This window comes from Agrobacterium genomosp. 13 str. CFBP 6927 (assembly GCA_900012615.1).
In the GTDB taxonomy this organism is placed as follows: Bacteria; Pseudomonadota; Alphaproteobacteria; order Rhizobiales; family Rhizobiaceae; genus Agrobacterium.
The window spans coordinates 534,601-559,847 of sequence record LT009756.1 but is presented as its reverse complement, the minus strand read 5'-3'; the positions used below and the strand labels follow the sequence as shown (position 1 = coordinate 559,847).

At 60.4% G+C, this 25,247-nt stretch carries 19 protein-coding genes and 1 tRNA gene; 7 read left to right on the top strand and 13 right to left on the bottom strand.

The features are described 5' to 3' along the window. Nucleotides 1-2 precede the first annotated feature (2 nt). Complete coding sequence (locus AGR13A_RS02775) at nt 3-887, top strand: 4-(cytidine 5'-diphospho)-2-C-methyl-D-erythritol kinase (RefSeq protein ID WP_080833536.1); 885 nt, start codon at nt 3-5, stop codon at nt 885-887. A 45-nt stretch (nt 888-932) separates the two neighbouring features. Beyond that, nucleotides 933-1,478 carry a molybdenum cofactor biosynthesis protein B gene (gene moaB, locus AGR13A_RS02770; protein ID WP_080833534.1) on the top strand — a complete coding sequence of 182 codons (546 nt, stop codon included), beginning with the start codon at nt 933-935 and terminating at the stop codon, nt 1,476-1,478. Nucleotides 1,479-1,750: 272 nt separating this feature from the next. Here the strand turns inward: moaB and AGR13A_RS02760 are convergent, their stop codons facing one another. The 5 genes from AGR13A_RS02760 to AGR13A_RS02735 all read right to left on the bottom strand — a co-directional run bounded on the left by AGR13A_RS02760 (nt 1,751) and on the right by AGR13A_RS02735 (nt 7,123). Next, a complete protein-coding gene (locus tag AGR13A_RS02760; RefSeq protein WP_080833532.1) occupies nt 1,751-2,626 on the bottom strand; it encodes a dienelactone hydrolase family protein in 876 nt (291 codons plus the stop codon). A gap of 118 nt (nt 2,627-2,744) precedes the next feature. Further along, entirely contained in the window at nt 2,745-3,773 is a 1,029-nt protein-coding gene (gene adhP, locus AGR13A_RS02755) for an alcohol dehydrogenase AdhP (RefSeq protein WP_080833530.1), read from the bottom strand. 149 nt (nt 3,774-3,922) lie between these two features. Then, nucleotides 3,923-4,324, bottom strand: a complete 402-nt coding sequence (locus AGR13A_RS02750; protein WP_167377513.1) for an MAPEG family protein — start codon at nt 4,322-4,324, stop codon at nt 3,923-3,925. A gap of 112 nt (nt 4,325-4,436) precedes the next feature. Further along, a complete protein-coding gene (guaB, locus tag AGR13A_RS02745) occupies nt 4,437-5,942 on the bottom strand; it encodes an IMP dehydrogenase (protein WP_080833526.1) in 1,506 nt (501 codons plus the stop codon). A 179-nt stretch (nt 5,943-6,121) separates the two neighbouring features. Further along, nucleotides 6,122-7,123 (bottom strand): MBL fold metallo-hydrolase, encoded by a 1,002-nt coding sequence (locus tag AGR13A_RS02735; RefSeq protein ID WP_167377383.1) that lies wholly within the window; start codon nt 7,121-7,123, stop codon nt 6,122-6,124. A gap of 210 nt (nt 7,124-7,333) precedes the next feature. Between AGR13A_RS02735 and AGR13A_RS02730 the strand changes: the two genes are divergently transcribed. Continuing rightward, entirely contained in the window at nt 7,334-8,731 is a 1,398-nt protein-coding gene (locus AGR13A_RS02730) for an MDR family MFS transporter (protein WP_080833524.1), read from the top strand. Here AGR13A_RS02730 and AGR13A_RS02725 read toward each other — a convergent pair whose 3' ends face one another. The 3 genes from AGR13A_RS02725 to AGR13A_RS02715 form a co-directional block, all read right to left on the bottom strand. Next, nucleotides 8,732-9,472 (bottom strand): RlmE family RNA methyltransferase, encoded by a 741-nt coding sequence (locus tag AGR13A_RS02725; RefSeq protein ID WP_080833522.1) that lies wholly within the window; start codon nt 9,470-9,472, stop codon nt 8,732-8,734. It lies immediately after the preceding gene. Further along, the gene (locus tag AGR13A_RS02720) at nt 9,469-11,100 is read right to left on the bottom strand and encodes a Ppx/GppA phosphatase family protein (RefSeq protein WP_167377382.1); all 1,632 of its coding nucleotides are present in this window, start codon (nt 11,098-11,100) and stop codon (nt 9,469-9,471) included. Before AGR13A_RS02720 ends, AGR13A_RS02725 begins: the two co-directional genes overlap by 4 nt. A gap of 219 nt (nt 11,101-11,319) precedes the next feature. After that, a tRNA-His gene (locus tag AGR13A_RS02715) sits at nt 11,320-11,396 on the bottom strand. A gap of 353 nt (nt 11,397-11,749) precedes the next feature. On the opposite strand from AGR13A_RS02715, the gene AGR13A_RS02710 reads away from it, so the two are divergent. Together AGR13A_RS02710 and AGR13A_RS02705 are read left to right on the top strand one after the other, a co-directional pair. After that, nucleotides 11,750-15,571 carry an ATP-binding protein gene (locus AGR13A_RS02710; protein WP_080833520.1) on the top strand — a complete coding sequence of 1,274 codons (3,822 nt, stop codon included), beginning with the start codon at nt 11,750-11,752 and terminating at the stop codon, nt 15,569-15,571. A gap of 78 nt (nt 15,572-15,649) precedes the next feature. Beyond that, on the top strand, nt 15,650-17,314 hold the full coding sequence (locus AGR13A_RS02705; protein WP_167377381.1) for an ABC transporter permease: 1,665 nt from the start codon (nt 15,650-15,652) through the stop codon (nt 17,312-17,314). Between the two features lie 311 nt (nt 17,315-17,625). Here the strand turns inward: AGR13A_RS02705 and AGR13A_RS02700 are convergent, their stop codons facing one another. The 5 genes from AGR13A_RS02700 to AGR13A_RS02680 all read right to left on the bottom strand — a co-directional run bounded on the left by AGR13A_RS02700 (nt 17,626) and on the right by AGR13A_RS02680 (nt 23,361). Beyond that, nucleotides 17,626-18,438, bottom strand: a complete 813-nt coding sequence (locus tag AGR13A_RS02700) for an ABC transporter permease (protein ID WP_080833518.1) — start codon at nt 18,436-18,438, stop codon at nt 17,626-17,628. A gap of 4 nt (nt 18,439-18,442) precedes the next feature. Further along, nucleotides 18,443-19,351 carry an ABC transporter permease subunit gene (locus tag AGR13A_RS02695; protein WP_035227640.1) on the bottom strand — a complete coding sequence of 303 codons (909 nt, stop codon included), beginning with the start codon at nt 19,349-19,351 and terminating at the stop codon, nt 18,443-18,445. An 11-nt stretch (nt 19,352-19,362) separates the two neighbouring features. Then, a complete protein-coding gene (locus tag AGR13A_RS02690) occupies nt 19,363-20,520 on the bottom strand; it encodes an ABC transporter ATP-binding protein (protein WP_080833514.1) in 1,158 nt (385 codons plus the stop codon). Nucleotides 20,521-20,695: 175 nt separating this feature from the next. Continuing rightward, a complete protein-coding gene (locus AGR13A_RS02685; protein ID WP_035227644.1) occupies nt 20,696-21,793 on the bottom strand; it encodes a polyamine ABC transporter substrate-binding protein in 1,098 nt (365 codons plus the stop codon). Nucleotides 21,794-21,945: 152 nt separating this feature from the next. Then, a complete protein-coding gene (locus AGR13A_RS02680) occupies nt 21,946-23,361 on the bottom strand; it encodes a helix-turn-helix domain-containing protein (RefSeq protein ID WP_080833512.1) in 1,416 nt (471 codons plus the stop codon). A gap of 254 nt (nt 23,362-23,615) precedes the next feature. Between AGR13A_RS02680 and aceA the strand changes: the two genes are divergently transcribed. Together aceA and AGR13A_RS02670 are read left to right on the top strand one after the other, a co-directional pair. Beyond that, complete coding sequence (aceA, locus tag AGR13A_RS02675) at nt 23,616-24,905, top strand: isocitrate lyase (protein ID WP_035227648.1); 1,290 nt, start codon at nt 23,616-23,618, stop codon at nt 24,903-24,905. A gap of 84 nt (nt 24,906-24,989) precedes the next feature. Next, nucleotides 24,990-25,247, top strand: coding sequence for an SMc00767 family acetate metabolism repressor (locus AGR13A_RS02670; RefSeq protein ID WP_003493954.1), 258 nt, complete (start codon nt 24,990-24,992; stop codon nt 25,245-25,247).

The following is a 25,247-nucleotide window of genomic DNA, read 5'->3' as shown; positions in this document are numbered from 1 at the left end:
GCATGCGCGTGCATGATGTTTCCGGGGCCACCGAGACAATCGAGGCGGCCCCGGCCAAGATCAATCTGGCGCTGCATGTGACCGGCCAGCGGGCGGATGGTTACCATCTGCTCGAAACGCTGGTGACATTTACGGCAGCCGGCGACGTCATTCGCATTCGCGACGCCGATGCCGACAGTTTCTCCATCTCCGGCCCCTTCGGCGATCTTTTGCGCGCTGGCGATGGTGGCGACAATCTCGTCACCCGCGCCCGAGACCTGTTGCGCGGCGCTCTCGTGTCAACAGGCCAGCCGGCCCGGCCGGTCGCCATTCATCTCGAAAAGAACCTGCCGGTCGCTTCCGGTATCGGCGGCGGCTCGGCGGATGCGGCCGCGACCCTTCGGGGGCTGTTGCGTCACTGGCATGCGGGCATCGATCCGCAAAGGCTCGCCTCCCTCGCGCTTACACTTGGTGCGGATGTGCCGATGTGCCTTGAAAGCCGTTCCCTCATCGCGCGGGGCATCGGCGAGGATATCGAGCCGATCTCGGACCTGCCTGCACTCTTTCTGGTGCTTGCCAATCCTCTGAAGGCCGTCTCGACGCCGGAGATTTTCCGGCGACTGCAGAACAAGGCCAATCCGCCGTTGCCGGAGCGGAAAACAGGCGGCTGGATGGATTTTCTTGCGCAAAGCCGCAATGATCTGCAACCGCCTGCACAGGCGCTGCTGCCGGAAATCGGCGAAATCGTCAGGCTGCTGTCGCAGGAAAATGCTGGCCTTGTGCGCATGTCCGGTTCGGGCGCGACCTGTTTCGGGATTTTTCATTCCTTCGAGGCCGCCCAAAAAGCGGAAACATCGCTTCGGGAGAAACATCCCGGCTGGTATTTTCAGGCGACGCGGACCATTTGAGAACCGGACGTTTATTTCAGGAACGGCCAATTCGAGGACAAGACCATGGCAGGCGAAAGACCCTTCATTCCCCTCGGCATCGCGGTCCTGACCGTTTCGGACAGCCGCACGCTGGAAAATGACAAATCCGGCGATACGCTCGTCGCAAGGCTGGAGGAAGCGGGCCACAGGCTCGCAGCGCGCGCCATCGTGCCTGATGACCGGGCAGCGATTGCCGGCACCGTGCGCGACTGGACGCTCTCTGAAGGCGTGGATGTGGTTATTACCACCGGCGGCACCGGTTTTACCGGCCGTGACGTGACGCCGGAAGCGCTGGAGCCGCTGTTCGAAAAGCGCATGGACGGGTTTTCCGCCCTCTTCCACCGCATCTCCTATGACAAGATCGGCACCGCCACCATCCAGTCGCGGGCGACTGGTGGCGTAGCGAACGCGACCTTCATCTTCGTGCTGCCCGGCTCGCCGGGTGCGTGCAAGGATGCGTGGGATGGGATTCTCAAGGCTCAACTCGATTATCGCCACTTGCCCTGCAATTTCGTAGAGATCATGCCGAGACTCGATGAGCATTTGAAGCGTGGGGCTGGTGGCGTTTAGATCAGCGGATCGAGGGTGGGTGGAGTTTACCCCCCTCTGCCCTGCCGGGCATCTCCCCCTCAAAGGGGGGAGATCGGCAAGCGGCGCCACCACCACTTCATTCGCTGACGTTGAGATGGGCGAGAGCTTACCGCATATCGATCTCCCCCCTTGAGGGGGAGATGCCCGGCAGGGCAGAGGGGGGTAAGCCCCACGCACCTTCGGTTCACAATATTTACGCCTTTCCGCCTCCCCTACTGGCGACAAAAACAGACGCCCACCCAAAAACCCAATCACGCCAGATATTTTTTGAAGAACTCCGTCGTCCGGCCCCAGGCGAGATCGGCAGCCGCCTTGTCGTAACGCGCCGAAGACGTATCATTGTTGAAAGCGTGGTTGACGCCGTCATAAACGAAGATTTCGAAGGTCTTGCCGTTGTCTTCCAGCGCCTTCTTATAGGCATCGATGCCGGCATTGATGCGCTCGTCGAGACCCGCATAGTGCAAGAGCAGCGGCGCCTTGATGGCAGGCACATCGGCCGCCGGGGCCTGCTGGCCGTAATAGGCGACGCCGGCATTCAGGCCCGCCGATTTGGTGGCGAAACGGTTGACCAGCCCGCCGCCCCAGCAGAAACCGACCGCACCGACCTTGCCGTTCGCACCCTGCCTTGCCGCGAGCCATACCCGGCCCGCTTCGGCATTGGCGACCGTTGCGTCCATGTCGAGGCCGCTGAACATTTCCCGCGCCTTGTCCTCATCGGCAGGCGTACCGCCCTGCGGAGAGAGGAAATCGATCGCAAGCGCCCTGAAACCGGCGAGCGCCACACGCCTTGCCACATCGCGGATATGGTCATTCAGGCCACGGTTCTCGTGGATGACGATGACGGAGCCGATGGGGCCGGGAACGGATTTCGGCGTAACGAGATAACCCTTCATCTCGCCGCCGGGGGCGGGATATGTCACCTCTTCCGCAACGATACCCGCATCGTCAGGCGCGACGATAGCCGCACGGGCGCTGTTGGCCGAAAGGAGCGGCGCGATGGCCGCCGCAGCCGCGCCGGACCCGGCAAGGACCGTGAGCTTTTCCATGAATTTGCGGCGGTCGAGGCTGAGATGGGTATATTCATCGTAAGCGTCGATCATGGCCTGCGTGATCTTGGGCTTGTCCATCGCTCTATCCTCCTTGAACGCGCGGATGCGGAAGGATAACGCAGATCGCCCCGGGGGGAACGCGGCGGGGGCAAGCGGCGCCACACATTTACGTGAGCGCCGCGGCCAGGTTTTCACATCAGGCGGCGAGGTCCACGACGATACGGCCGTCGATCTTGCCCTCTTCCATGCGGTGGAAGATATCGTTGATGTTTTCGAGCTTGTCCCAGGAGAAGTGGGCCGCCACCTTGCCTTCGCCGGCGAAGGTCAGCGCTTCTTCCAGATCCTGCCGCGTGCCGACAATGGAGCCGCGCACCGTGATGCGCTTCAGCACCGTGTCGAACACCGGAATGGAGATGAAGCCCGGCGGCAGGCCGACAAGCGCCATGGTGCCCTTGGAGCGCAGGAAGCCGTAAGCCTGCTCCATGGCCTTGGGCGACACCGCCGTCACCAGCGCGCCATGGACCCCGCCGGTCGCTTTCTGCACCTGCTCCACCGCGTCAGGCGCGCGACCATTGACGACGACATCGGCTCCGAGCTTTTTCGCAAGCGCCAGTTTGTCGTCGAAAATATCGGCGGCAACGACATGCATGCCCATGGCCTTGGCATATTGCACGGCCATATGACCGAGGCCGCCAATGCCTGAGATGACCACCCATTCACCGGGCCTGACCTCGGTTTCCTTGAGGCCCTTATAGACGGTGACGCCGGCGCAGAGTACCGGGGCTGCCGGGCCGAAATCGAGATTATCCGGCAGGCGGCCGACGAATTTCGGATCGGCAAGGCCATATTCGGCAAAGCTGCCATTGACGGAATAACCGGAGTTCTGCTGGCTCGGGCAAAGGGTTTCCCACCCCGTGCGGCACGGAATGCAGCAGCCGCAGGCGGTGTAGAGCCACGGTGTGCCGGCGCGATCGCCTTCCTTGATGCCGGTGACGCCTGCGCCGATCTTGGCGACATAACCGACGCCTTCATGGCCGGGGATGAAGGGCGGATTGGGTTTTACCGGCCAGTCGCCCGTTGCGGCGTGCAGGTCGGTGTGGCAAATACCCGTCGCCTTGTAATTGATGAGAATTTCACCGGGGCCGGGATCCGGTATCGCCACTTCCTCGATGGTCAGCGGTTTTCCAAACGCGCGGACGACGGCTGCCTTCATTGTTTTCGCCATGACATACTCCCTAATCTCTGCTCGCCTGAAATCCTCGACGGCAAGGCAGAGATTAACGGGGATGCGGCCTCATGGAATTGACTTATCGCAAATCGGGTTATTTTGAACGCGCGATTGTCTCACTTATGAGGCAACCTGACGGTGCTGTTTTACTCCAGAGCCAACCAAATGGCGAGCCAGCCCCAGAGGCAGACCAGAAGCGCAAAACCGATGCCGAACAAAGCACCGCGGTGACGCAGGCGGTTGCTGGTGACGTGGACATAGGAATGGGCAAAACGCGAAAGGACGAACAGCCAGGCCAGCACGATGGTGACGATATTGTCCGCATCGGTGATGTAAAGCAGCAGGCAGGCGATGTGAAAGAGGATCGGAAGTTCGAACTGGTTGGCAATATTGCGGTTCACCAGATAGCTTTCCCGCGCTTCCTCACCTTTGTCACGAAGACGGATAGCCGATTCGCGATCGGTAAAGGTGTATTTCTTACGCCGGTAAAGCAGCAGCGCATAAAGCCAGAAAACGAGAAAGACATGGGCGATCATCGGCCAGAACATTGCGGTCGTCGGTGACATGCTTTCTCCTCCAATCATGAAAACGCTCCCCGATCCGGCATGAATCGGGGAGCGCCAAATACTCAGTATCCTTTTACGGATTCGCCTCGAAAGATCAAACCGCGCCGGGGTAGTTCGGGCTTTCGCGGGTGATCGTCACGTCATGGGCGTGGCTTTCGCGCAGGCCCGCGCTGGAGATGCGAACGAAGGTGGCGCGCTCCTGGAATTCCTTGATGTTGCCGCCGCCGACATAACCCATGGCAGCCTTCAGGCCGCCTGCCAGCTGGTGCAGGACACCGGAGACCGGACCCTTGTAGGGAACCTGACCTTCGATACCTTCCGGAACGAGCTTCAGCGTGTCGCGCACTTCCGCCTGGAAATAACGGTCTGCCGAACCGCGCGCCATGGCGCCAACGGAGCCCATGCCGCGATAGGCCTTGAAGGAACGGCCCTGGTAGAGGAACACTTCGCCCGGGCTTTCATCCGTGCCCGCCAGCAGCGAGCCGATCATGACGGCGGAAGCGCCGGCGGCGATTGCCTTGGCCAGATCGCCCGAGAACTTGATGCCGCCATCGGCGATAACGGGGATATCAGCCGCATTGGCGACTTCGACCGACGACATGATGGCAGCGAGCTGCGGAACGCCGACACCGGCGACAATGCGGGTGGTGCAGATGGAGCCGGGGCCGATACCGACCTTGACGCCATCGGCGCCGGCATCGATCAGCGCCTTGGTGCCGTCGGCGGTCGCGACATTGCCGGCGATGATGCGAACCGAGTTCGACATCTTCTTGACCTGCGAGACGGCATCCAGCACGCGCTGCGAATGGCCGTGCGCGGTATCGACGACCAGAAGGTCGACGCCGGCATCGATGAGACGCTCGGCGCGCTCGATGGCGTCAGCACCGACGCTGATGGCGGCGGCGGCGCGAAGACGGCCCTGCGCATCCTTGGTGGCGTTGGGGTTCAGCTGCGACTTCTCGATATCCTTGACGGTGATGAGGCCGACGCAATTGCCCTTTCCATCCACCACCAGCAGCTTTTCGATGCGGTGCTTGTGCAGCAGGCGGCGCGCTTCCTGCTGATCGACGCTGCTTTCCTTGACCGTGACCAGATTTTCGCGGGTCATCAGTTCATAGATCTTCTGCTGCGGATCGGAGGCGAAGCGGACGTCGCGGTTGGTGAGAATGCCGACGAGGCGGCCGTTCTTGTGACCGCCGGAACCGCCGTTTTCCACGACCGGAATACCGGAAATGCCGTGCGCCTTCATCAGCGCCTGTGCTTCAGCGAGCGTCGCATCCGGGCCGATGGTGACCGGGTTGACGACCATGCCGCTTTCGAACTTCTTCACCTGCCGGACTTCTTCGGCCTGCTCGATGGGGGTCAGGTTACGGTGGATGACGCCGATGCCGCCAGCCTGGGCCATGGCGATGGCAAGGCGGCCTTCCGTGACCGTATCCATGGCCGAAGACAGGATCGGCAGGTTCAGATCGATATCACGGGCGATGCGGGTGGCGATATTCGTCTGTCCCGGCATGACTTCGGAATGCCCGGGCTGCAGCAACACATCGTCAAATGTGAGAGCGTCCAAACCAGTGGGTGTTTGAATGATGCGTGCCATGACCAAATTCCTTCATAATGAAAATGCGTGGCCGTTCCGGAACGAAAAGTTCACCCCGGCGCCCTGCAAGGATTGCTTGGAAGTTGGCGAGGGCTGGTAACACGTTCATGACAGGAAGGGAATAGAAAAAACCCGGAATTGCCTTCCGGGCTTTTTTTGTTGCTGCATTGCAGCAGATATCAAATGTCGAACTGATAGGATTTCGGCACGAAACGATAACCCGTATCCAGCTTTTCCGCGTAACCGACAGAAGGGAACGGCATGTGATAGCCAAGGAAGGCCAGCCGGTCGGTGGCGATCATATCGTAGACCTTCCTGCGGGTCGCTGCCGCTGCTGCCTTGTCCATGTCGAACTTCACCTCCCAGTCCGGCCTCTGCAGCGAAAGGACAAAATGGTTGGCCGTATCCGCCGTCAGGATCAGCTGTTTGCCTTCCGATTCGACCCGGAAGATCATGTGCCCCGGCGAATGGCCGAAAGCGGCAATGCTGGTGATACCGGAGACCACGTCAGCGCCATCGCCGATGAATGTCGCCTTTTCCGCCAGCGGCTTGACGTTGGCGATGACACCCTTGTGGCCGCCTTCGGCAGGCGTGCCCACGCGCTTCTCATCCGTCCAGAAATCATATTCCGCCTGGCCGACCACATAACGCGCCTTTGAAAAGGCGGGCGCGCCTTTTTCCATCAGCCCGCCGATGTGGTCGCCGTGCATATGGGTCAGCACCACCACCGTCACATCCTCCGGCGTGTAACCGGCAGCCGCCATGCCTTCGATCAGGCGGCCATTGCCCGCGCCGCGGCCGGCCTCGCCAAAACCGGTGTCGAACAGCACGAGGTCCGTGCCGGTGTTGACGAGGACCGGCGAGAAGGAATTGACGAATTGGTCCTTCGGCAGAAAATTATCGTCCAGAAGATTGCCGACGGTTTCCGCCGACTGGTCCGTGCCGAAGGTCTCGCCGGGATTGGGCGCGGCGCGGGCGCCATCCTTCACCACCAGCACCTCGAAATTGCCGAGCTTGAAGCGATTGGTTTCCGGCGGCATGGCGTGTTTGATCTCCATGGAGGTTTGCGGCTGGTTTGTCTGGGCCGTTGCGGTGCGCGCCATCAACAGCGGCGCGCCGAGGACGCTTGCACCGGCCGCACCAATGAGGCCGCGCCTGCTCATGTTCAAGGATTGGGTCATCATCTTTCTCCCGATAGCGCCAACTGGCCATGATCGCCAACTGAACTGTGCCCAACGGACAATAGAGCGAGAAAGTTGCAAGGAAACCGGCCTCACGCAGGTTTGATCGGAACTTGAGAAATTGATAATTAACGTGTTGGCAAGCCCGCTTATCAGGCGTAGGAGGAACGGCGATATCCTTTGTCGCAGCGGAAAGCCGCAGGCAGCCTCATGAACCGCATCATTCCCCTCATCCTGGCAGTCGCTCTCTTCATGGAGCAGATGGACTCCACCGTCATTGCGACCTCGCTTCCGGCGATTGCAGCCGACCTCAATGTCGGCCCGATCACGCTCAAGCTCGCGCTGACGGCCTATATGGTGTCTCTGGCGATCTTCATTCCGATCAGCGGCTGGATGGCCGACAAATATGGCGCGAAGAAAATCTTCCGTTTCGCCATCGGCGTCTTCGTTGTCGGGTCCATCTGTTGCGCGGTCTCGTCGTCGGTGTTCGAATTCGTGCTCTCGCGCTTCCTGCAGGGCATGGGCGGTGCAATGATGACGCCCGTCGGCCGTCTCGTTCTGCTGCGGACAACAAAGCGGACCGAGCTCGTCTCCGCCATGGCGCTGTTGACGATACCGGCGCTTGTCGGGCCGCTCACCGGTCCGCCGATCGGCGGTTTCATCACCACTTATTTTTCATGGCACTGGATTTTCCTGATCAACGTGCCCATCGGCGTCATCGGCATCTGGCTGTCGACGATCTTCCTGCCGGAAATCGAAACCACCAATCCCCCGCCGATGGATGGCAAGGGGTTCGTGCTCTCAGGCATCGCCGCTTCGGGCGTGGTATTTGGTGTGTCGGTGGTCAGTCTTCCGGCTCTGCCACCCGCCATCGGCATCGCCTCGACGATCATCGGTTTCATCTGCGGATTTCTTTACATGCGCCACGCCGCGCGCCACCCCGCCCCCATTCTGGATTTTCGGATTTTCCAGAATGCGACGTTCCGGGCGGCCTCCGTTGGCGGCACGATCTTTCGCATTTCAACGGGCGCCATTCCCTTCCTGATGCCGCTGATGCTGCAGATCGGCTTCGGGCTCAACCCGTTCCAATCCGGCATGATCACCTTTGCGGGCGCGATTGGCGCTATCACCACGAAATTCATGGCCAAGCGGGTCTTTGCGGCAACGGGGTTCCGATCGACGCTGATCGGGGCCGGCATCGTCGGCGCCTGCACGACGCTCGCCAACAGTTTTTTCACGCCTGAGACCCCCTACCCGCTGATCATGATCTTCCTGGTCACGGCGGGATTTGCCCGGTCATTCTTCTTCACCGGGTCGAACGCGCTCAGCTATTCCGATATTGAAGACAGCCAGGCAAGTCAGGCGACCTCGATGGCCTCGGTGATGCAGCAGATCAGCCTGGCGCTTGGCGTGGCTTTCGCCGCTTCCATTCTGGAAGTCAGCAGCATGATGTCCGGCACGCATCTTCAGCTTGCCGATTTCCACATCGCCTTCACCATCGTCGCGCTCGTCTCGCTCTTCGCCATCGTGCCGATCATCCGCATGGACGCACAGGCGGGAGCGGCCGTCTCCGGCCACCGCGGCAAGGTTTCGCAACCGGCGGAATGATCAGTCCTCGGCCGCCTCAATGGCGTCCGCATCGATGTGCGGCTCGTTTTTGCGGCCCTTGAAGTGCTTGGCAAGCAGGAACATTTCGACCGATTCCGAGCGCGACGAGGCAGGCTTGATGTGCAAAACCTGCTTGAAGTTCTTCTTCAGCATATCGAGTAATGCCTTTTCCGTGCCGCCCTGGAAGGTCTTGGCAAGGAAATGGCCGCCCTCCGCCAGCACCTGAACCGCGAAATCGGCAGCGACTTCGCACAGATGCATGGTGCGGATGTGGTCGGTCTTCTGGTGGCCCGTGGTTGGCGCCGCCATATCCGACAATACGAGATCGGGCGTGCCGCCGACGGCCTCCATCAGCTTTTCGGGTGCGGTCGGATCGAGGAAGTCGAGCTGCAGGATCTTGACGCCGGGAATGGGATCGATCTCGAGGAAATCGATGGCGGCGACGCGAATATCGTCCTCGGTGGAATCTGTCACCTTCGAAGCGATCTGCGACCAGCTTCCGGGTGCCGCACCAAGGTCGATGATGCGGGTCGCACCCTTCAATATCTGGTGCTTGTCGTTGATTTCCAGAAGCTTGAAGGCGGCGCGGGCGCGATAGCCCTCAAGCTTGGCGCGCTGGACGTAGGGGTCATTGATATGACGTTCAAGCCAACGGCGCGATGAGGCCTTGAGTTTGGTCTTCTTGACCTTCTGGCCGATCTTTCGGCCGGTGCGATTGGTGCTTGTGGGCGCCTTGCTCATGTCAAACCTTCCGTCCTTTCCTGCCGTGCCATCTGCATGCGCCTTATGCGGTTGCGCCGCCATGCGCCGTCATCCGCCATCATATCCGTCAGCAGGCCCTCGCGAAGACCGCGATCGGCCACGCGCATGCGGCGCGACGGCCAGCGGCGGCGAATGGCCTCGAGGATCGCACAACCGGCCAGAACCAGATCGGCCCTGTCAGGACCGATGCAGGCATTGGCGGCGCGGCCGGCGAAATCCCATGCCAGAAGCTTGTCCTGCATGGCCGTCACCTCGGCGTCGGAAAGCCAGAGGCCATCCACCTTGCGGCGATCATATCGTGGCAGATCGAGATGAACGCCCGCAAGCGTCGTTACCGTACCCGAGGTCCCGATGAGATGAAAATCCTCATGATGCAATTGCGGCGCCAAAGGCGGGCAATGGAATGCATCGAGCAGCCCCTCGACTTCCCGCACCATGGCCGCGAAGACATCAGGCGTCACATCGCGGCCGCCATGGCGTTCAGAGAGCGTGACGACACCGACCGGAAGCGATGTCCAATGCGTGATATGGTTGGCGAGCCGGTTGGAACGGTTTTCACCGACCTTGATAACCGCGATTTCCGACGATCCGCCGCCGATATCGAACAGCACAACCGAACGCGCCTCGCGCCCGACAAGCGAGGCGCAGCCCGATACCGCAAGGCGGGCTTCCGTCTCGCGGCTGATGATTTCAAGCCTGAGCCCGGTTTCGCGGGTGACCCGCTCCAGAAACGCCTCGCCATTGGATGCGGCCCGGCAGGCTTCGGTGGCGATCAGCCGCATGCGCCTGATCGGGCGACCGGCAAGTTTCGAAGAGCAAACCTTGAGGGCCTCCACCGCGCGGTCCATCGCATCGTCGGAAAGGCGACCGCTCGACACCAGGCCCTCGCCCAGCCGGACGATGCGCGAAAAGGCGTCGACGACCCGGAACTGACCGGGCCGTGTCGGCTGCGCAATCAGCAGGCGGCAATTATTGGTGCCGAGATCGAGCGCCGCATACATATCCGTCGCCGGTTCCGCACCATGATCGTGCTGGCGCGTGGCGTGACGGGCAGAGATTTCAGATTGTTGACGATGCGGTTCCTGAGCAGCGCCATTGGCACGGCCATTCTGCTTGCCGACATGCCGCGGCGCGTGCGAGGGGACGAGCGGCCTGCCCTGCGGATCGCGACCGCGTGGATCGCGATGAGCCCGCTTGCGGTTGCGCGACTTGCGACCGCCACCTGGAGGCACCGGGGATGGGTTAGTAACATCGGGTACGGTTGAGGCCTGCACCTGCTCGCCGGGCGCAGACGGCGTCTGCTGTGAAGCGCCTTTGCCGCGAGAACGACGGCGGCGCTTTCTCTTGCGCGGTTCTGCATCCGGCTCGAGAGCCGATACATGAGGGGAACCGGCCGGAACATCTGCGGCAACATCATGCGACAGCACAGCGGCGTCACGGGGCTTACCGTCACGCTTGTGTTTCTTGCCACGACGGGATCGCTTCGCTTTCCCTTTGTTTGCCACCGACGCCCCTTGGTCCGACGGCTTTGGGCCGTTTCCGGGGTCGATCACTGTCTTGTCCATTTCGCCGCGCACAAGCGTAGACGCTATGCTGCTGGCTTTCATAAGGTTTCGTTGGGCCGACAATACCAGCGCAAGAGATTTTAGCCAAATGGTTTTTGGGGGTCTGAAAACGGCAGGGGGTTCACAGCCCAGCAGAGGCTGTGCGCGTGCCGGTAAAATAGCGGCGATGATTTCTGGGGATTTTCGGAAACCGTGAAACGGGAAAATACTCCCATCTCCCGGTAAGTCCTTGTAGCATTTGAACTTATCGGGAGAAGGGAATGGTACGGTTGAGTGGGGTCGAACCACCGACCTCAGGTGCCACAAACCTGCGCTCTAACCAACTGAGCTACAACCGCACATGAAACGCCGAAGCGGCGTCACGGGGGGTGACATAAAAGGAGTTTCCCCCATTTGCAAGTGCCTCATTGAATTTTGCGAAAAAAGGCATCGAAAGGCAAGTGCTTTTCATATCGTGGAGCCCGATGGCAGGTGGCGGCGGGGGGTGTCGCGCGTCATTGGCAAGGGGCTGACTGCGGGCCTGTTCATGTTAACTCTGTTTGGCGATTCATCCGCCGGATGGTGGACCGCGCCGCGCTGTGAAGTTATTTAAAATTCTGTTAACGTGGTGCCTCAGCGGGTTTACGTTTCAGTTTCATGAGGAAGCTGACAAAGCCCCGCAAGGTCCGGTAGTGCCAGAATAGGTTTCGACATGCCCGCCGTCCAGTATCCCTTTATCGATATCGCAGTGCATGAACGGGTGCGTGAAGGTTTCGGGCGCGGCGAGGCGATGGCTTTGTTTTCCCTCGACCTCCAGAACGCCCTTTGGGCAAACGGACGGGGTGCCGCGCTGTTCGGCACGCCGATGGTCTATGATTTTCTGGAACAGGGCCCGAAGCGGCAGGACGTGACCTTCCGGCAGCTGGCGGCGACGGCGGCGCGGCTTTCCAAGGCGGGCGACAGCCTGCCGTTCACCATTCGCATCAATGCCGGTTTCCGCAGCCTTGCGGTCACCGCCAAAGCAGAAATCATCGAGGCCGAGCCGGGCCAGCCCGCCATTCTGTTTTCCGCCCTTACCGACCAGACCGCGCCCGACACGGCGGAATGCGCCCGGCGCATGATCGAAGGTTTTGACGATCCGGACATCCATATTGCGGTCATCGACGGCGAAAACGAGATTGTCGCCGCCTCGGCCAGATTTGCGTCGCTCGGCATCACGCCGCACACGGCAAGGACGCTGGTGCGGATGGCTGCAGGACAATCCGGCCATCTTGTCAAACGGCCCGTGCCAACTGGAAAGGGTTATCTGCCCGCAGCCACCGGCCAGATCACAACCTCGCCCGAACTCAACCTGCTGTTCGTGGTCGAGACCGCACTCGGGACGCTCGACCCCGTAAACGGTTTTGCCGAGGACAGGCCACAGGAAACCGCGCCTGCCGCCGAGCCGGCTTTGCCGGTTGCGGAGGCTACGCCGGTTGCCGCAGCGGTCGCCTCCTTCGATTCCGTCCTCGACGCGGTCGCTGACATCGAGGATGTGGACGACGTACCGGAACTGTCTTCCGACGCCGAAGACGAGATGGTGGCGGAACAGGAAGAAGCCACCGTTCTGCCGGTTGCCGCAGAGGAACAGGCCGAGGCCCCGCTGGATATCTTCGTGGAGGACACGGAGACCGCGGCGAACGAGGCGATGACCGACGATATTGCCGATCTCTTCGAACTCGATGCGGATGAGCGGGAGGTTCCGGCGACCGACCGTATCATTGGCGAGGACCATGCTGGCGAGGCGCTCGAAGAAGCAGAGAGCGAAGCGGCAGACGTTGAAGTCGCTGAAACGGTGACGGCGGATATCGCTTTATCGCCTGAAGACGACACCTCGGCGGCAACAGAACCAACGGAAGAGGCTCAGCCTTTTGTCTTTAATGCCGGTGCACGCGCATCCCGTTTCGTCTGGAAAATTGATGCGGAGGGGCGCTTCAGCTCCATCTCGCATGAATTTGCGGAGGCCGTTGGCGCAAAGGCGGCGGCTGTCGAAGGCATGGGCTTTGCCGATGTCGCAGCGCTTTTCAACCTCGATCCGGACGGCAAGATTCGCGAGCTTCTCGGTCGTCGCGACACCTGGTCGGGCAAGACGATCTATTGGCCGGTGGAGGGCACTTCCCTCATGGTGCCCATCGATCTAGCCGCCCTGCCCACCTATACGCGCTCGCGCGAATTCGACGGTTTTCGCGGTTTCGGCATCGTGCGGCTCGCCGACGCCACTGAAGATCCCCATGCCATCGGCCTGACCTTCCTGGAAGGGGCAGAGGCTGCTCCGACTGAGGCTTTGCCGCAGCCTGCCATCGAGGATGAAAGCCACGAATTGCTGGCATTTCTTGATGATGGCGATGAGCTGGACGCGGCGCCGGCCGAGGCCGACGTGACGGAAGGCGATGAAGCCCCGGCAACGGCGGCCGATGTATCTGATACGGCACTGCCCGAAGTGTCGGCCGAGGAAGAGCATCACGATTACAGCCCGCCGGAATTCGAAGTGCCGGTATTGGCAACAGCGCCAACCCCGGAGCCAGAACCGGAACCCGCTTATTCCGACAAGATCGTACATCTTGAAGAGCGCCGCTCGCGCTCCCGCGAGGGGCTGACCGCAGGCGAACAGGCCGCCTTCCGGGAAATCGGCCGGACATTGGCGCCCACGGATGCTGTTTCGGGCGAAAATCCGACGTCGGAGAAAGAAGCTCTTTTCGCGGAGTCGCATGTATCAGCCGATCCGGTCGTGCAGGATGTTGCCGACGATATCGATGCCGGACCGCAGGTGGACACGCCACCCGCCATGGAAAAAGACGTCAGGACGACGGAAGCGGCCGAGGACGACGACCTCTTCGCGGACTATGTTCGCGGCGAAGGCCCGGCACCCATTCACGCGCCCACGACCCCGATCGATACCGACGAGAAGGAAGAAGTCGCAACGGACGTGCAGCCGGTGGCCGATATTGCTGCTGCAATGGTCAGCCCGCCGCTGCGCCCCGCCGATGCGCTGAGCGCCGAAACGCTGGACCAGATGCCTGTGGCGCTGTTGGTGCATGCCGGCGACAGGCTGATCCACGCCAATCCGGATTTCCTGCGGCTGACGGGTTACGGCTCTCTGGATGAATTGCAGGAGGTCGGCGGGCTGGAGGCGCTGCTGCAACGGCAGGAGCTGGAGAATATGCCTGACAATGAAGGCGGCATGGTCGTCGTCAGCGCCGAAAACGATATCATTCCGGTCAAGGCACGGCTGCAATCCATCCGCTGGGAAGAGACCAAGGCGCTGATGCTGTCGCTGGTTCCGCTGGAAAAGAAGCAGGCACCGGTTGCGGCAGCCAACGAAAATATGGTGGCCACCGAGACGGCGGGAGCGGAGGCAGGCAGCCTTTCCCTGCTGCAGGGCGAAGTCGAGGAACTGCATTCCATTCTGGAAACAGCGACCGACGGTGTGGTGCTTCTGGGGGACGAGGGCGAAATCCGTTCGCTCAATCGCTCCGCCAGCGCGCTGTTCAACTATGACAATGGCGAGATCGCCGGGAAACCCTTCGTCACGCTGTTTGCGCATGAGAGCCAGCGCGCTGTGCTGGATTATCTCTCCGGCCTTGCCAATAATGGTGTGGCCAGCGTGTTGAACGATGGCCGCGAAGTGATCGGCCGTGAGGCTTCCGGCGGTTTTCTGCCGTTGTTCATGACCATTGGCCGGCTCAAATCCTCGCATGGTTATTGCGCCGTCATCCGTGACATCACCCAGTGGAAACGCACGGAAGAAGAGCTGCGCAATGCCAAGCGCGCGGCGGAAACCGCCAATGCCCACAAGACCGATTTTCTGGCGCGCGTCAGCCATGAAATCCGTACGCCGCTCAATGCCATCATCGGTTTCTCGGACATGATGGCGACCGAACGTTTCGGGCCGATCGGCAATCCGCGTTATGTGGAATATGCCAATGATATTGGCCGTTCGGGCCGGCACGTGCTCGACATCGTCAACGATCTACTCGACATCTCCAAGATCGAAGCCGGTCAAATGGACGTGGATTTCATCGCCGTGCCGCTGAACGAGACGGTGGCCGAAGCGGTCTCGCTCGTGCAGCCGCAGGCCAATAACCAGCGTGTCATCATCCGCACGGCACTTTCGCAATCCGTGCCGCAGATCGTCGCCGATCTGCGTTCGATCAAGCAGATCGTGCTCAACATCCTGTCGAACGCCATCCGCTTTACGCCATCGGGCGGCCAGATCGTCGTTTCCACCGCCTATGAGGCCAATGGCAGCGTGTCGCTGCGCATTCGCGACACCGGCATCGGCATGACGCGGGCGGAGCTGGAGCAGGCGATGAAACCCTTCCGGCAGGTGGCATCATCAGGCAAGCGCGTGCGCGGCGACGGCACCGGGCTCGGCCTGCCGCTGACCAAGGCCATGGTGGATGCCAATCGCGCCAATTTTTCCATCACCTCGACACCAAATGAAGGAACGCTGGTGGAAATCACCTTTCCGTCACAGCGGGTTCTTGCCAACTGAGGCCATGCGGGCGTAGCAATGCGAAAGCCGCCGGCACAACGGTTGCCGGTTGAGGCCTTTGCACGACAGTAGACTGGCATGTCCATGACGGTTTCCCTTCCGGCAACAAGACGCTTTTCATTGTTGCCCATAACGGCGGTCATTGTCGCAGCCATTGCCGCCATGCCCATTCTGGCGATCTTCTGGCTGGCACTGACCGGCAGCACCGAGGGATGGCAGCATCTTCTTGCCAATGTTCTGCCGCGCGCCGGATTTCGCACCTTTCTGCTTCTGGGGATGACAGCAGCGATGACCGCGTTCTTCGGCATCGTCTGCGCCTGGCTTGTCACCACATTCGAATTTCCGCTGCGGCGGGTACTCTCTGCGGCACTCGTCCTGCCACTTGCCATTCCCTCCTATCTGGCGGCCTATGCTTTCGGCGAGTTTCTGGATTTCACCGGCCCGGTGCAGAGCGCCGTCCGCGCTGCCTTCGGTTATCACAGTATCCGCGACTACTGGTTTCCGGACATACGCTCGCTCGGTGGCGCGGTCGTGGTGCTGAGTTCGGTGCTTTACCCCTATGTCTATCTTTCGGCTCGGGCGGCTTTTTCCATGCAGGGGCGGTTTGCGGCCGAGGCCGCACGCACACTCGGCGCAAAACCGCTGAATGTGTTCTTTTCCGTGCAGTTGCCGATGGCGCGGCCGGCAATCGCCATCGGGCTTTCGCTGGTATTGATGGAAACGCTGAACGATATCGGCGCGGTCGAATATCTCGGCGTGCAGACACTGACCTTCACGATCTATGAGACCTGGCTCAATCGCGGCAACCTCGCCAATGCGACGCAGATCGCCGCCGTCATCCTGCTCATTGTCGGTGTGTTGATCGTCATTGAGCGCAATGCCCGCGAGAGACAGCGCTTTGCCGCGCCGAAAGCCACCAGCATGGCGCAGCGTCACCGGCTGAAACAGCTTGGGGGCTGGCGGCGCTGGTCTGCGAGCCTGTTCTGCCTGCTTCCCGTTTTGAGCGGCTTCCTTATTCCCGTGATCGTTCTTGGCGGTTACGCCGTAAAAAGGCTGGATGCGCTGTTTTCACCCAAGCTTCTGAAAGCGCTCGGGCATAGTCTTGAGGTCTCGCTTTCCGCCGCCTTCGTGACGCTGATTGCGGCTTTCGTCTTTTCATACGCCATCCGCACCGAGCGTTCCCGCACTTCAAAGGTGGCCGCGCGTCTCGGCTCCATGGGCTATGGCGTGCCGGGAACGGTGCTTGCAATAGGCGTGCTCATCCCGCTGGCCGGTCTCGACAATCGCGTTGACGGGCTCATCCGGTCACATTTCGGGTTTTCAAGCGGCCTGCTGCTTTCCGGCACCGCCTTTGCCATCATCTACGCCCATAGCGTGCGCTTCATGACCATGGCGGAAGGCACGCTCGATGCCGGTTTCCAGAAGCTTTCGCCGCATATCGACATGGCCTCGCGGACGCTTGGTCGCAACCGGGCGCAGACGCTGTTCAAGGTGCTGTTGCCCAATATGCGGCCTGCGGCGCTGACCGCCTTTCTGCTGGTCCTGATCGAATCCATGAAGGAGCTGCCGGCAACGATCCTGCTCAGGCCTTTCGGCTTCAACACGCTTGCCACACTGGTCTATGAGGATGCCTCCCGCTCGCGGGTGCAGGATGCCGCCGTGCCGGCCATCATCATCATTCTCGCCGGTCTTATACCCGTGCTTCTCGTCTCAAAATCGATGGATCACCCGGAAAACCGCTGAACGGCACCCGGACTGGCGACAAAAAGAAAGGCGGCCTTGCGACCGCCTGTATTAGTTGTGCTTTTTCAACGAGAGAAAGGGGGACAACCTCGCCATATGGAAATTATCAATCCCGGCTATCAAAATTTTGACAGCCCTGCGTTGGGTTTACTTTCCGCCAACTCCTATTAACAAGCGGTTAAAACCAAAATCGATCAATTACCGACGATAATTCCTATTTTTAGACCTTAGAGGCCCAAAATTAAATTATGAGTTTCTAATTTCCTTGCGATTACAACAGTAACGCGCAGAAATCGAAACGGACCATTCCATCAGTGGCGCGCGGCCGCGTGCTCGTCCCTCATCCGCTGGAGCTCGGTGCGTTTGGAGGCGATGGAAGCGACAATCACGCCGATGGCGACGAGGCCGATGAGGATCGTGCAGATCGCGTTGATTTCCGGCGTCACGCCGAGGCGAACCTGGGAATAGATCTTGATCGGCAGCGTGGTTGCGCCGGGACCGGTTGCGAAGCTGGCGATCACGAGATCGTCGAGCGACAGGGTGAAGGCCAGCATCCAGCCGGCGATGACGGCGGGGAAGATCAGCGGCAGGGTGATGCGGAAGAACGTCTTGACCGGCGGGCAGCCGAGATCGAGCGCCGCCTCCTCCAGACTCCGATCGAAGGTCAGGAGACGGGACTGCACGACGATCGCCACGTAACACATGGTGAAAGTCGTGTGGGCGATAACCACCGTCCAGAAACCGCGATCCACCCCGACGGCCACGAACAGGAGCAGCAGCGACAGGCCGGTGATGACCTCAGGCATGACGAGCGGCGCATAGATCATGCCGGAAAACAGCACGCGTCCCGGGAAGCGCGCGAAGCGGGTGAGCGACAGCGCCGCCAGCGTTCCGAGGATGGTGCCGATGGTGGCGCTGAGGATGCCGACGCGCAGCGTCACCCAGGCCGCATCCATCAGCCCCTGATTGGACCACATGGAGCGGTACCATTGCAGGGAAAAGCCGCCCCAGACGGTGACGAGCTTGGAAGCGTTGAAGGAATAAACGATCAGGATGATGATCGGGATATAAAGAAAGGCAAAACCGAGGGTAAGGACGGTGATGTCGAATTTTCCGCGCTTCATGGCCTCACCCCACCTTCTTCTGCTGGTTCTGGAAGATGGCGATGGGTACCACCAGCAACAGCAGCAGCAGCACCGCCACGGCGGAAGCCAGGGGCCAGTCGCGGTTGCCGAAGAATTCCGTCCACAGCGTCTTGCCGATCATCAGCGTCTGCGCGCCGCCGAGCAGATCGGGAATGACGAATTCCCCTGTTATCGGAATGAAGCAGATCATCGAACCGGCCACGACGCCCGGCAGCGAGAGCGGGAAAGTAATCTTCCAGAAGGCCTTCCATGGCGGGCAGCCGAGATCGGCCGCCGCTTCCAGCAGCGTATTGTCCAGCTTTTCCAGCGCCGAATAGAGCGGCAGCACCATGAAGGGCAGATAGGAATAAACGATGCCGATGAAGATCGCCGTCTCGGTGCGGAAGATATTGACCTGCTGGTCGGGTCCGAGAAAACCGAGCCATTGGAACAGCACCGTCAACAGGCCTTCCGGCTTCAGAATGCCGATCCAGGCATAAACGCGGATCAGGAACGAGGTCCAGAACGGCAGGATCACCAGCATCACCAGCGTCGGCCGCACGGCTGAAGGCGCGCGCGCCATGGCAAGCGCCATGGGATAACCGATCAGCAGCAGCAGGAAGGTGGAGATGAAGGCGATGCGCAGCGACGACAGATAGGCGTCGATGTAAAGCGGGTCTTCCGTCAGGAAGAGGTAGTTTTCGAAATCCAGTTCGGAGAAGAACGCGCCGAGCTTCGAAAACCCTTCGAAGACCGGCGTATAGGGCGGCATGGAGATTGCCGTATCCGACAGCGATATCTTGAGAATGATGAAAAACGGTGCTGCGAAGAACAGCAGCAACCAGAAATAGGGAACCGCGACGACCAGCCAGCGCCAGGGGCTCTGCCGGTTTTCGGGAGTGGTGATCGCCATGAAAGCCTCCCTCAGCGTGTCAGGACAAGACCTGAATCCGGTTTCCAGTTCAGCCACACCATATCGCCGAAGGTGATCGGGCGATCGACGAGACGCGAGACATTCGCCTGCGCGGCACGGATGACACGGCCATCGGCAAGCTTGACGATGAAGACCGAGAAGTCGCCGAGATAACCGATATCCCAGACCTCGCCATAGGCGGAATTGACGCTGCTGTCGGCGGGCTGGTCGAGCGAGATGCGGACTTTTTCCGGGCGGATGGCGTAAGCTACCTGACTACCGTTTGCGGCAGCACATTCCTGCTCCACCGCAACCTTCAGCCCGTCGCAATCAAGCGTCACCAGACCGGGTTTGCCGACATCCGAGGCGTTGGCGACAACCCTGGCGTCGAAAATATTGATGTCGCCGATGAAGTCAGCCACGTAGCGGGTGTTCGGCGCTTCGTAAATCTCGGCCGGCGTCGCCACCTGAACGACATTGCCCTTGTCCATCACCGCAATCCGGTCCGACACCGTCATCGCCTCTTCCTGATCGTGCGTGACGATCAGGAAGGTGAGGCCGAGATTGGTCTGAATGTCCATCAGCTCGAATTGCGTTTCCTCACGCAGTTTCTTGTCGAGCGCACCGAGCGGCTCATCGAGAAGAAGCACCTTGGGCCGCTTGGCAAGCGACCGGGCGAGCGCCACGCGCTGCCGCTGGCCGCCGGAAAGCTGGCTGGGCTTGCGTTTGGCGAATTCACTGAGTTTGACGAGCCGCAGCATCTCCTCGACGCGCGAGGCGATTTCCGCTTTTGGCAGGCCGTCCTGTTCGAGCCCGAAGGCGATGTTCTTTTCAACCGACATATGCGGGAAAAGCGCATAGGACTGGAACATCATGTTGGTGGGACGCTTATAGGGCGGCACGCCGGAAATATCCTTGCCCTGAAGCAGAATACGGCCCTCCGTCGGCTCCTCGAAACCGGCCAGCATGCGCATCAGCGTGGTCTTGCCACAGCCGGAAGGGCCGAGCAGCGAAAAGAACTCACGCTCGTAAATATCGAGCGTCAGATTGTTGACGGCGACGAAATCACCGAAACGCTTGGTGACGTTTTCAAAACGGATGAAGGGCACCGCATCGGGGTTGTCCCACGGGCTGAATTTACGTTTGACCGGCCCCAGAGTTTTCGCCATGCACCCTACCCTCAAATCCCGTTGGTCTTGTCGATTTGAGCATCGGACCGAAAACCGCTTATATTTTTCGGTCGGATGCCTGGGGCGGGCAACGCCGGCAGGTGAAGTGACCTGCCGGCAAAAGCATCAAGAGAAACAGGCCCGCCGGCCGTTTCTCAACCAGCGGACTGCGGTGTCAGCTGCCGGTCTTTATCTGCGTCCAGACGCGGTTCAAAACACGCTGTTCCTTCGGTCCGTAAGGCGAGATGGTGAAGAGCTTCTTCATCGTCTCGGCATCGGGATAAACGGCGGGATTCTTGGAAACGGACTCGTCCATCAGCGCCTGCGAGGCAAGGTTGCCATTGGCATATTGAACATAGTTCGATGCCTTGGCGATGACTTCCGGTCGCATCAGATAATTGATGAAGGCATGCGCTTCCTCGACATTCTTGGCATCCGCCGGGATGGCAAGGTTGTCGAACCACATATAAGTGCCTTCCTTCGGAATGACGTAATTCACCTCGACGCCATTCTTGGCTTCCTCGGCACGGGTCTTTGCCTGGAGGATATCGCCCGACCAGCCGATGGTGATGCAGCTGTCGCCATTCGCCAGTTCGTCGATATAGGCGGAGGAATTGAAAGTCTTCACATAGGGGCGGATCTTCGAATAGACCGCGCCGCCGGCTTCCAGATCGGCCGTTTCCTTGCTGTCGGGGTTCTTGCCGAGATAATTCATGGCGATGGCGAAGGTTTCGTCCGACGCATCCAGAATATTGATGCCGCAGGATTTGAGCTTTTCGGCATTTTCCGGCTTGAAGAGAATATCCCAGCTATCGACCGGAACATCGCCGAGGGCAGCCTTCACCTTGGCGACGTTGTAGCCGATGCCGGTGGTGCCCCACATGTAGTTCACGGCATATTCGTTGCCGGGGTCGTATTTGGCCAGACGCTCGGAGACCTCAGGCCACATGTTCTTCAGATTCGGCAACTTGGACTTGTCGAGCTTCTGGAACACGCCGGCATTGATCTGGCGGGCAAGGAAGGGGCCGGTCGGCACCACCACGTCATAACCGGAGCTGCCGGCCAGAAGCTTGGTTTCCACGAGTTCGTTGCTGTCGAACACGTCGTAAACGACCTTGATGCCGGTTTCCTTCGTGAAATCCGTAAGGACCGATTCGTCGATATAATCTGACCAGTTATAGACATGGACGACCTTCTCCTGGGCCATTGCCGAGCCTGCCGCAACGAGCGCAGTGGTGAGAGCCAAGGTCAGACGGAGCGAACGCTTTTTCATGATGTCTCCTGTTTACGCATCCTCACGATGGGAGCGTGATCCCCTTTTTTGGGAGAGACTAGAAAGGAAAACAGAAGGGAGCAAGCGGGAAATGTGCAGCACAGCATTTTCAACCAAATGTGTTCCGGCCGGGAAAAAGCGAATGGAAACACCTACTGGAAGTCGAAAACACTGAGGCCGGTCACCATTTCATCGAGCCCGAGCGGCCTTGTGAGCGGCGCTTCGGCCCGCGACAGACAGCCCTGCCTTTCGCACAGCCGGCATGAGGGGCCGACGGCGACAGGCGCAGCACCCGAGGCGGTGGGGCCATAGACAGTGTCTCCGGCCTGAGCGAGATCGCAGCCGAGAAGCACCGCCGTGCGCCTTACCCTTTCGCCGAAACCCGCCTGCGGACCTTCCAGCGTGCGCGAAACGGTCAGGAAAGCGTCACCATCAGGCATCTCCACCGCCTCCACCAGCACCTGTCCCGGCTGGGCAAAAGCGGCATGGATGTTGAGACGCGGACAGAGGCCGCCAAAACGCGCCCTTGGAAAACCGCCGGCCCCTGCAAGGCGGAAACGGTTGCCGGCATTGTCGATCTCCATCAGGAAAAACGGGATCGCCGCGGCTGACGGCCGTTGCAGGCTGACGAGGCGGTTGGCAGCCTGTTCGAAAGAAACGTTGAAACGCGAGCGCAGGACATCAAGGTCATATCTGGCTCGCTGGGCGGCGCTGAGGAATGCGCCATAGGGCATCATCAACGCATGGGCGGCGTAACGCGCCAGTTCGAAGCGGGCGATGCGCCTCGCCTCCTCCCCTTTCAGGCCAAGCCCTTCAAGCTCCGTGCCGATTTCTTCGCGAAGCGCCAGAAGACAGGTCTCCATCGCCATTTCCCGCAATTGGTCCGGCTGCGACAGGCGTTCGGATAAAAACAGCCGCATCGAATGGCGGTCATAACGCCGCCTGAGATTCGGCATGGCATGAACCGGCAGGGTGCGGACCACGATGCCGTGGTTTTTATGAAGCCATGCACGAAGGCCGGAGGCGAGATCGTCGCCCGCCGACAGGTGTTTGTGGAGTTCTTCCGCCGCCGCGTCGATGGCATGGAAATAGGCCGGCCGATTTTCAAAGACGTGGCGCACCTCGTCGATCGGCAGGCGGGTGGAGGAGAGCGCCGTCTCATGCCCCTCCCGCGCCAGAAGATCGGAGAGATCGGAAAGGCGCTGCGCCTGTTCCCTATAGGCCCGGTAAAGCTTGAGGACACCGCTTGCCGCATTGGGCGCAGCATCGGCAACCTCGATCAGCTCCTGCGGCGACGGCACCTCACCAGCCAGCAGCGGATCAGCGAAGACCTCACGCAGCTGCCCGGCGGAACCGGCGCTTTCGCCCTGCAGGTCGTCGAGATCGACCTTGTAGACGGAGGCCAGCTTCAAAAGCAGCTGCACCGTCAGCGGCCGCTGGTTGCGCTCGATGAGGTTGAGATAGGACGGCGAAATCGCCAGCGCCTCGGCCATGGCCGTCTGCGTCAGCGCGAGACCATTGCGAATGCGGCGCACGCGCGGGCCTGCAAAAATCTTGTTTTCCGACACCGCCTCGCCTCCCGTGCCTGCGACTCATACAAATCTGTTACAAATTCGCGAGGTGGAGGATTTTTACAAAATTTACAATTTTACACCTCCACTCTGTCACGCACTCTACAGGATAACCTCTTTCAAGTCACTGTTTTTATGTTTGTTCTGGCACTCAAATCTCGAAAAATGTAAATGTAGTCACATCAAACGGCGCCACATGATGTTGAAGATGGCCTGTTATGGAAACCGCATTTATCATGGGAGAGAGAAGTATGACGGATTTTTACAAACTTGTTCCGGGCGCACCGCAGGGACGTTTCGACGGCATCGAGCGCACCTACACCGCCGCCGACGTGGAACGGCTGCGCGGCTCCGTCGAAATCCGCCATTCGCTTGCCGAGATGGGCGCGAACCGGCTTTGGAAGCTGATCAACGAGGAAAACTTCGTCAACGCGCTTGGCGCGCTTTCCGGCAACCAGGCTATGCAGATGGTTCGCGCCGGGCTGAAGGCGATCTATCTTTCCGGCTGGCAGGTTGCCGCGGATGCCAATACCGCGTCCGCCATGTATCCGGACCAGTCGCTTTATCCGGCCAATGCCGCACCGGAACTTGCCAAGCGCATCAACCGCACTTTGCAGCGCGCCGACCAGATCGAGACGGCGGAGGGCAAGGGCCTCTCGGTCGACACCTGGTTCGCGCCGATCGTCGCTGATGCAGAAGCCGGTTTCGGTGGGCCGCTCAATGCCTTCGAAATCATGAAGGCCTTTATCGAGGCAGGTGCTGCGGGTGTTCATTATGAAGACCAGCTGGCATCGGAAAAGAAATGCGGCCATCTCGGCGGCAAGGTTCTGATCCCGACGGCGGCGCATATCCGCAACCTGACGGCGGCGCGGCTTGCGGCCGATGTCATGGGTGTGCCGACGCTGGTTATCGCCCGCACGGATGCGGAGGCCGCGAAGCTCCTGACCTCCGACATCGATGAGCGCGACCAGCCCTTTGTGGATTACGATGCCGGCCGCACCGTCGAGGGTTTCTATCAGGTCAAGAACGGTCTTGAGCCCTGCATCGCCCGCGCGGTTGCCTATGCGCCCTATTGCGACCTGATCTGGTGCGAAACATCCAAGCCAGATCTCGAACAGGCGCGCAGGTTTGCGGAAGGTGTGCACAAGGTGCATCCGGGCAAGAAGCTTGCTTACAATTGCTCGCCGTCGTTCAACTGGAAAAAGAACCTCGATGACGCAACGATTGCCAAGTTCCAGCGCGAGCTGGGTGCGATGGGCTACAAGTTCCAGTTCATCACGCTGGCCGGTTTCCACCAGCTGAATTTCGGCATGTTCGAACTGGCGCGCGGTTACAAGGACCGGCAGATGGCGGCCTATTCCGAGCTTCAGGAAGCGGAATTCGCAGCCGAGGCCAATGGTTACACCGCCACCAAGCACCAGCGCGAAGTCGGCACCGGCTATTTCGACGCCGTGTCCCTCGCCATTTCCGGCGGCACGTCTTCGACCACCGCCATGAAGGAATCCACCGAGCACGACCAGTTCCGCCCGGCGGCCGAATAAAATCGAAAAACTGCCCTTCCCGGTGACGGGAAGGGCTTGCAAACCGGATCAAGAACCCCAACCAATAATGAGAGGAGAAATGCCATGAATGCCCACAATCCCATCAAGACTCACGTCAAGGAACGCGCCGAGGAACAGTCCTCCGCCATGACGCAGGATCAGCAGGCCGCCATCCGCATGCTGGCGAATGACCTGCACCGCCTTAACCAGGCCGTCATGAAAGCCGTTGAGGCGGGTGTTTCCGTCGAGCTGGTCCGCTCGGCCCGCCACCATGGCGGCGGCGGCAACTGGGGCGATCTTCTCATCCCGGTCATCGTCGCACAGGGAAGTGCCGCCGCCTGA

Excerpts from the sequence above, each read along its gene's own strand:
- AGR13A_RS02760 (WP_080833532.1), bottom strand. The coding sequence starts at position 2,626 with ATGGACAAGCCCAAGATCACGCAGGCCATGATCGACGCTTACGATGAA.
- AGR13A_RS02700 (WP_080833518.1), bottom strand. The coding sequence starts at position 18,438 with ATGAAGCGCGGAAAATTCGACATCACCGTCCTTACCCTCGGTTTTGCC.
- AGR13A_RS02730 (WP_080833524.1), top strand. The coding sequence starts at position 7,334 with ATGAACCGCATCATTCCCCTCATCCTGGCAGTCGCTCTCTTCATGGAG.
- AGR13A_RS02670 (WP_003493954.1), top strand. The coding sequence starts at position 24,990 with ATGAATGCCCACAATCCCATCAAGACTCACGTCAAGGAACGCGCCGAG.
- adhP (WP_080833530.1), bottom strand. The coding sequence starts at position 3,773 with ATGGCGAAAACAATGAAGGCAGCCGTCGTCCGCGCGTTTGGAAAACCG.
- AGR13A_RS02695 (WP_035227640.1), bottom strand. The coding sequence starts at position 19,351 with ATGGCGATCACCACTCCCGAAAACCGGCAGAGCCCCTGGCGCTGGCTG.
- AGR13A_RS02735 (WP_167377383.1), bottom strand. The coding sequence starts at position 7,123 with ATGACCCAATCCTTGAACATGAGCAGGCGCGGCCTCATTGGTGCGGCC.
- moaB (WP_080833534.1), top strand. The coding sequence starts at position 933 with ATGGCAGGCGAAAGACCCTTCATTCCCCTCGGCATCGCGGTCCTGACC.
- AGR13A_RS02720 (WP_167377382.1), bottom strand. The coding sequence starts at position 11,100 with ATGAAAGCCAGCAGCATAGCGTCTACGCTTGTGCGCGGCGAAATGGAC.
- guaB (WP_080833526.1), bottom strand. The coding sequence starts at position 5,942 with ATGGCACGCATCATTCAAACACCCACTGGTTTGGACGCTCTCACATTT.
- AGR13A_RS02775 (WP_080833536.1), top strand. The coding sequence starts at position 3 with ATGCGCGTGCATGATGTTTCCGGGGCCACCGAGACAATCGAGGCGGCC.
- AGR13A_RS02685 (WP_035227644.1), bottom strand. The coding sequence starts at position 21,793 with ATGAAAAAGCGTTCGCTCCGTCTGACCTTGGCTCTCACCACTGCGCTC.
- AGR13A_RS02750 (WP_167377513.1), bottom strand. The coding sequence starts at position 4,324 with ATGTTCTGGCCGATGATCGCCCATGTCTTTCTCGTTTTCTGGCTTTAT.
- AGR13A_RS02705 (WP_167377381.1), top strand. The coding sequence starts at position 15,650 with ATGTCCATGACGGTTTCCCTTCCGGCAACAAGACGCTTTTCATTGTTG.
- AGR13A_RS02690 (WP_080833514.1), bottom strand. The coding sequence starts at position 20,520 with ATGGCGAAAACTCTGGGGCCGGTCAAACGTAAATTCAGCCCGTGGGAC.
- AGR13A_RS02710 (WP_080833520.1), top strand. The coding sequence starts at position 11,750 with ATGCCCGCCGTCCAGTATCCCTTTATCGATATCGCAGTGCATGAACGG.
- AGR13A_RS02725 (WP_080833522.1), bottom strand. The coding sequence starts at position 9,472 with ATGAGCAAGGCGCCCACAAGCACCAATCGCACCGGCCGAAAGATCGGC.
- aceA (WP_035227648.1), top strand. The coding sequence starts at position 23,616 with ATGACGGATTTTTACAAACTTGTTCCGGGCGCACCGCAGGGACGTTTC.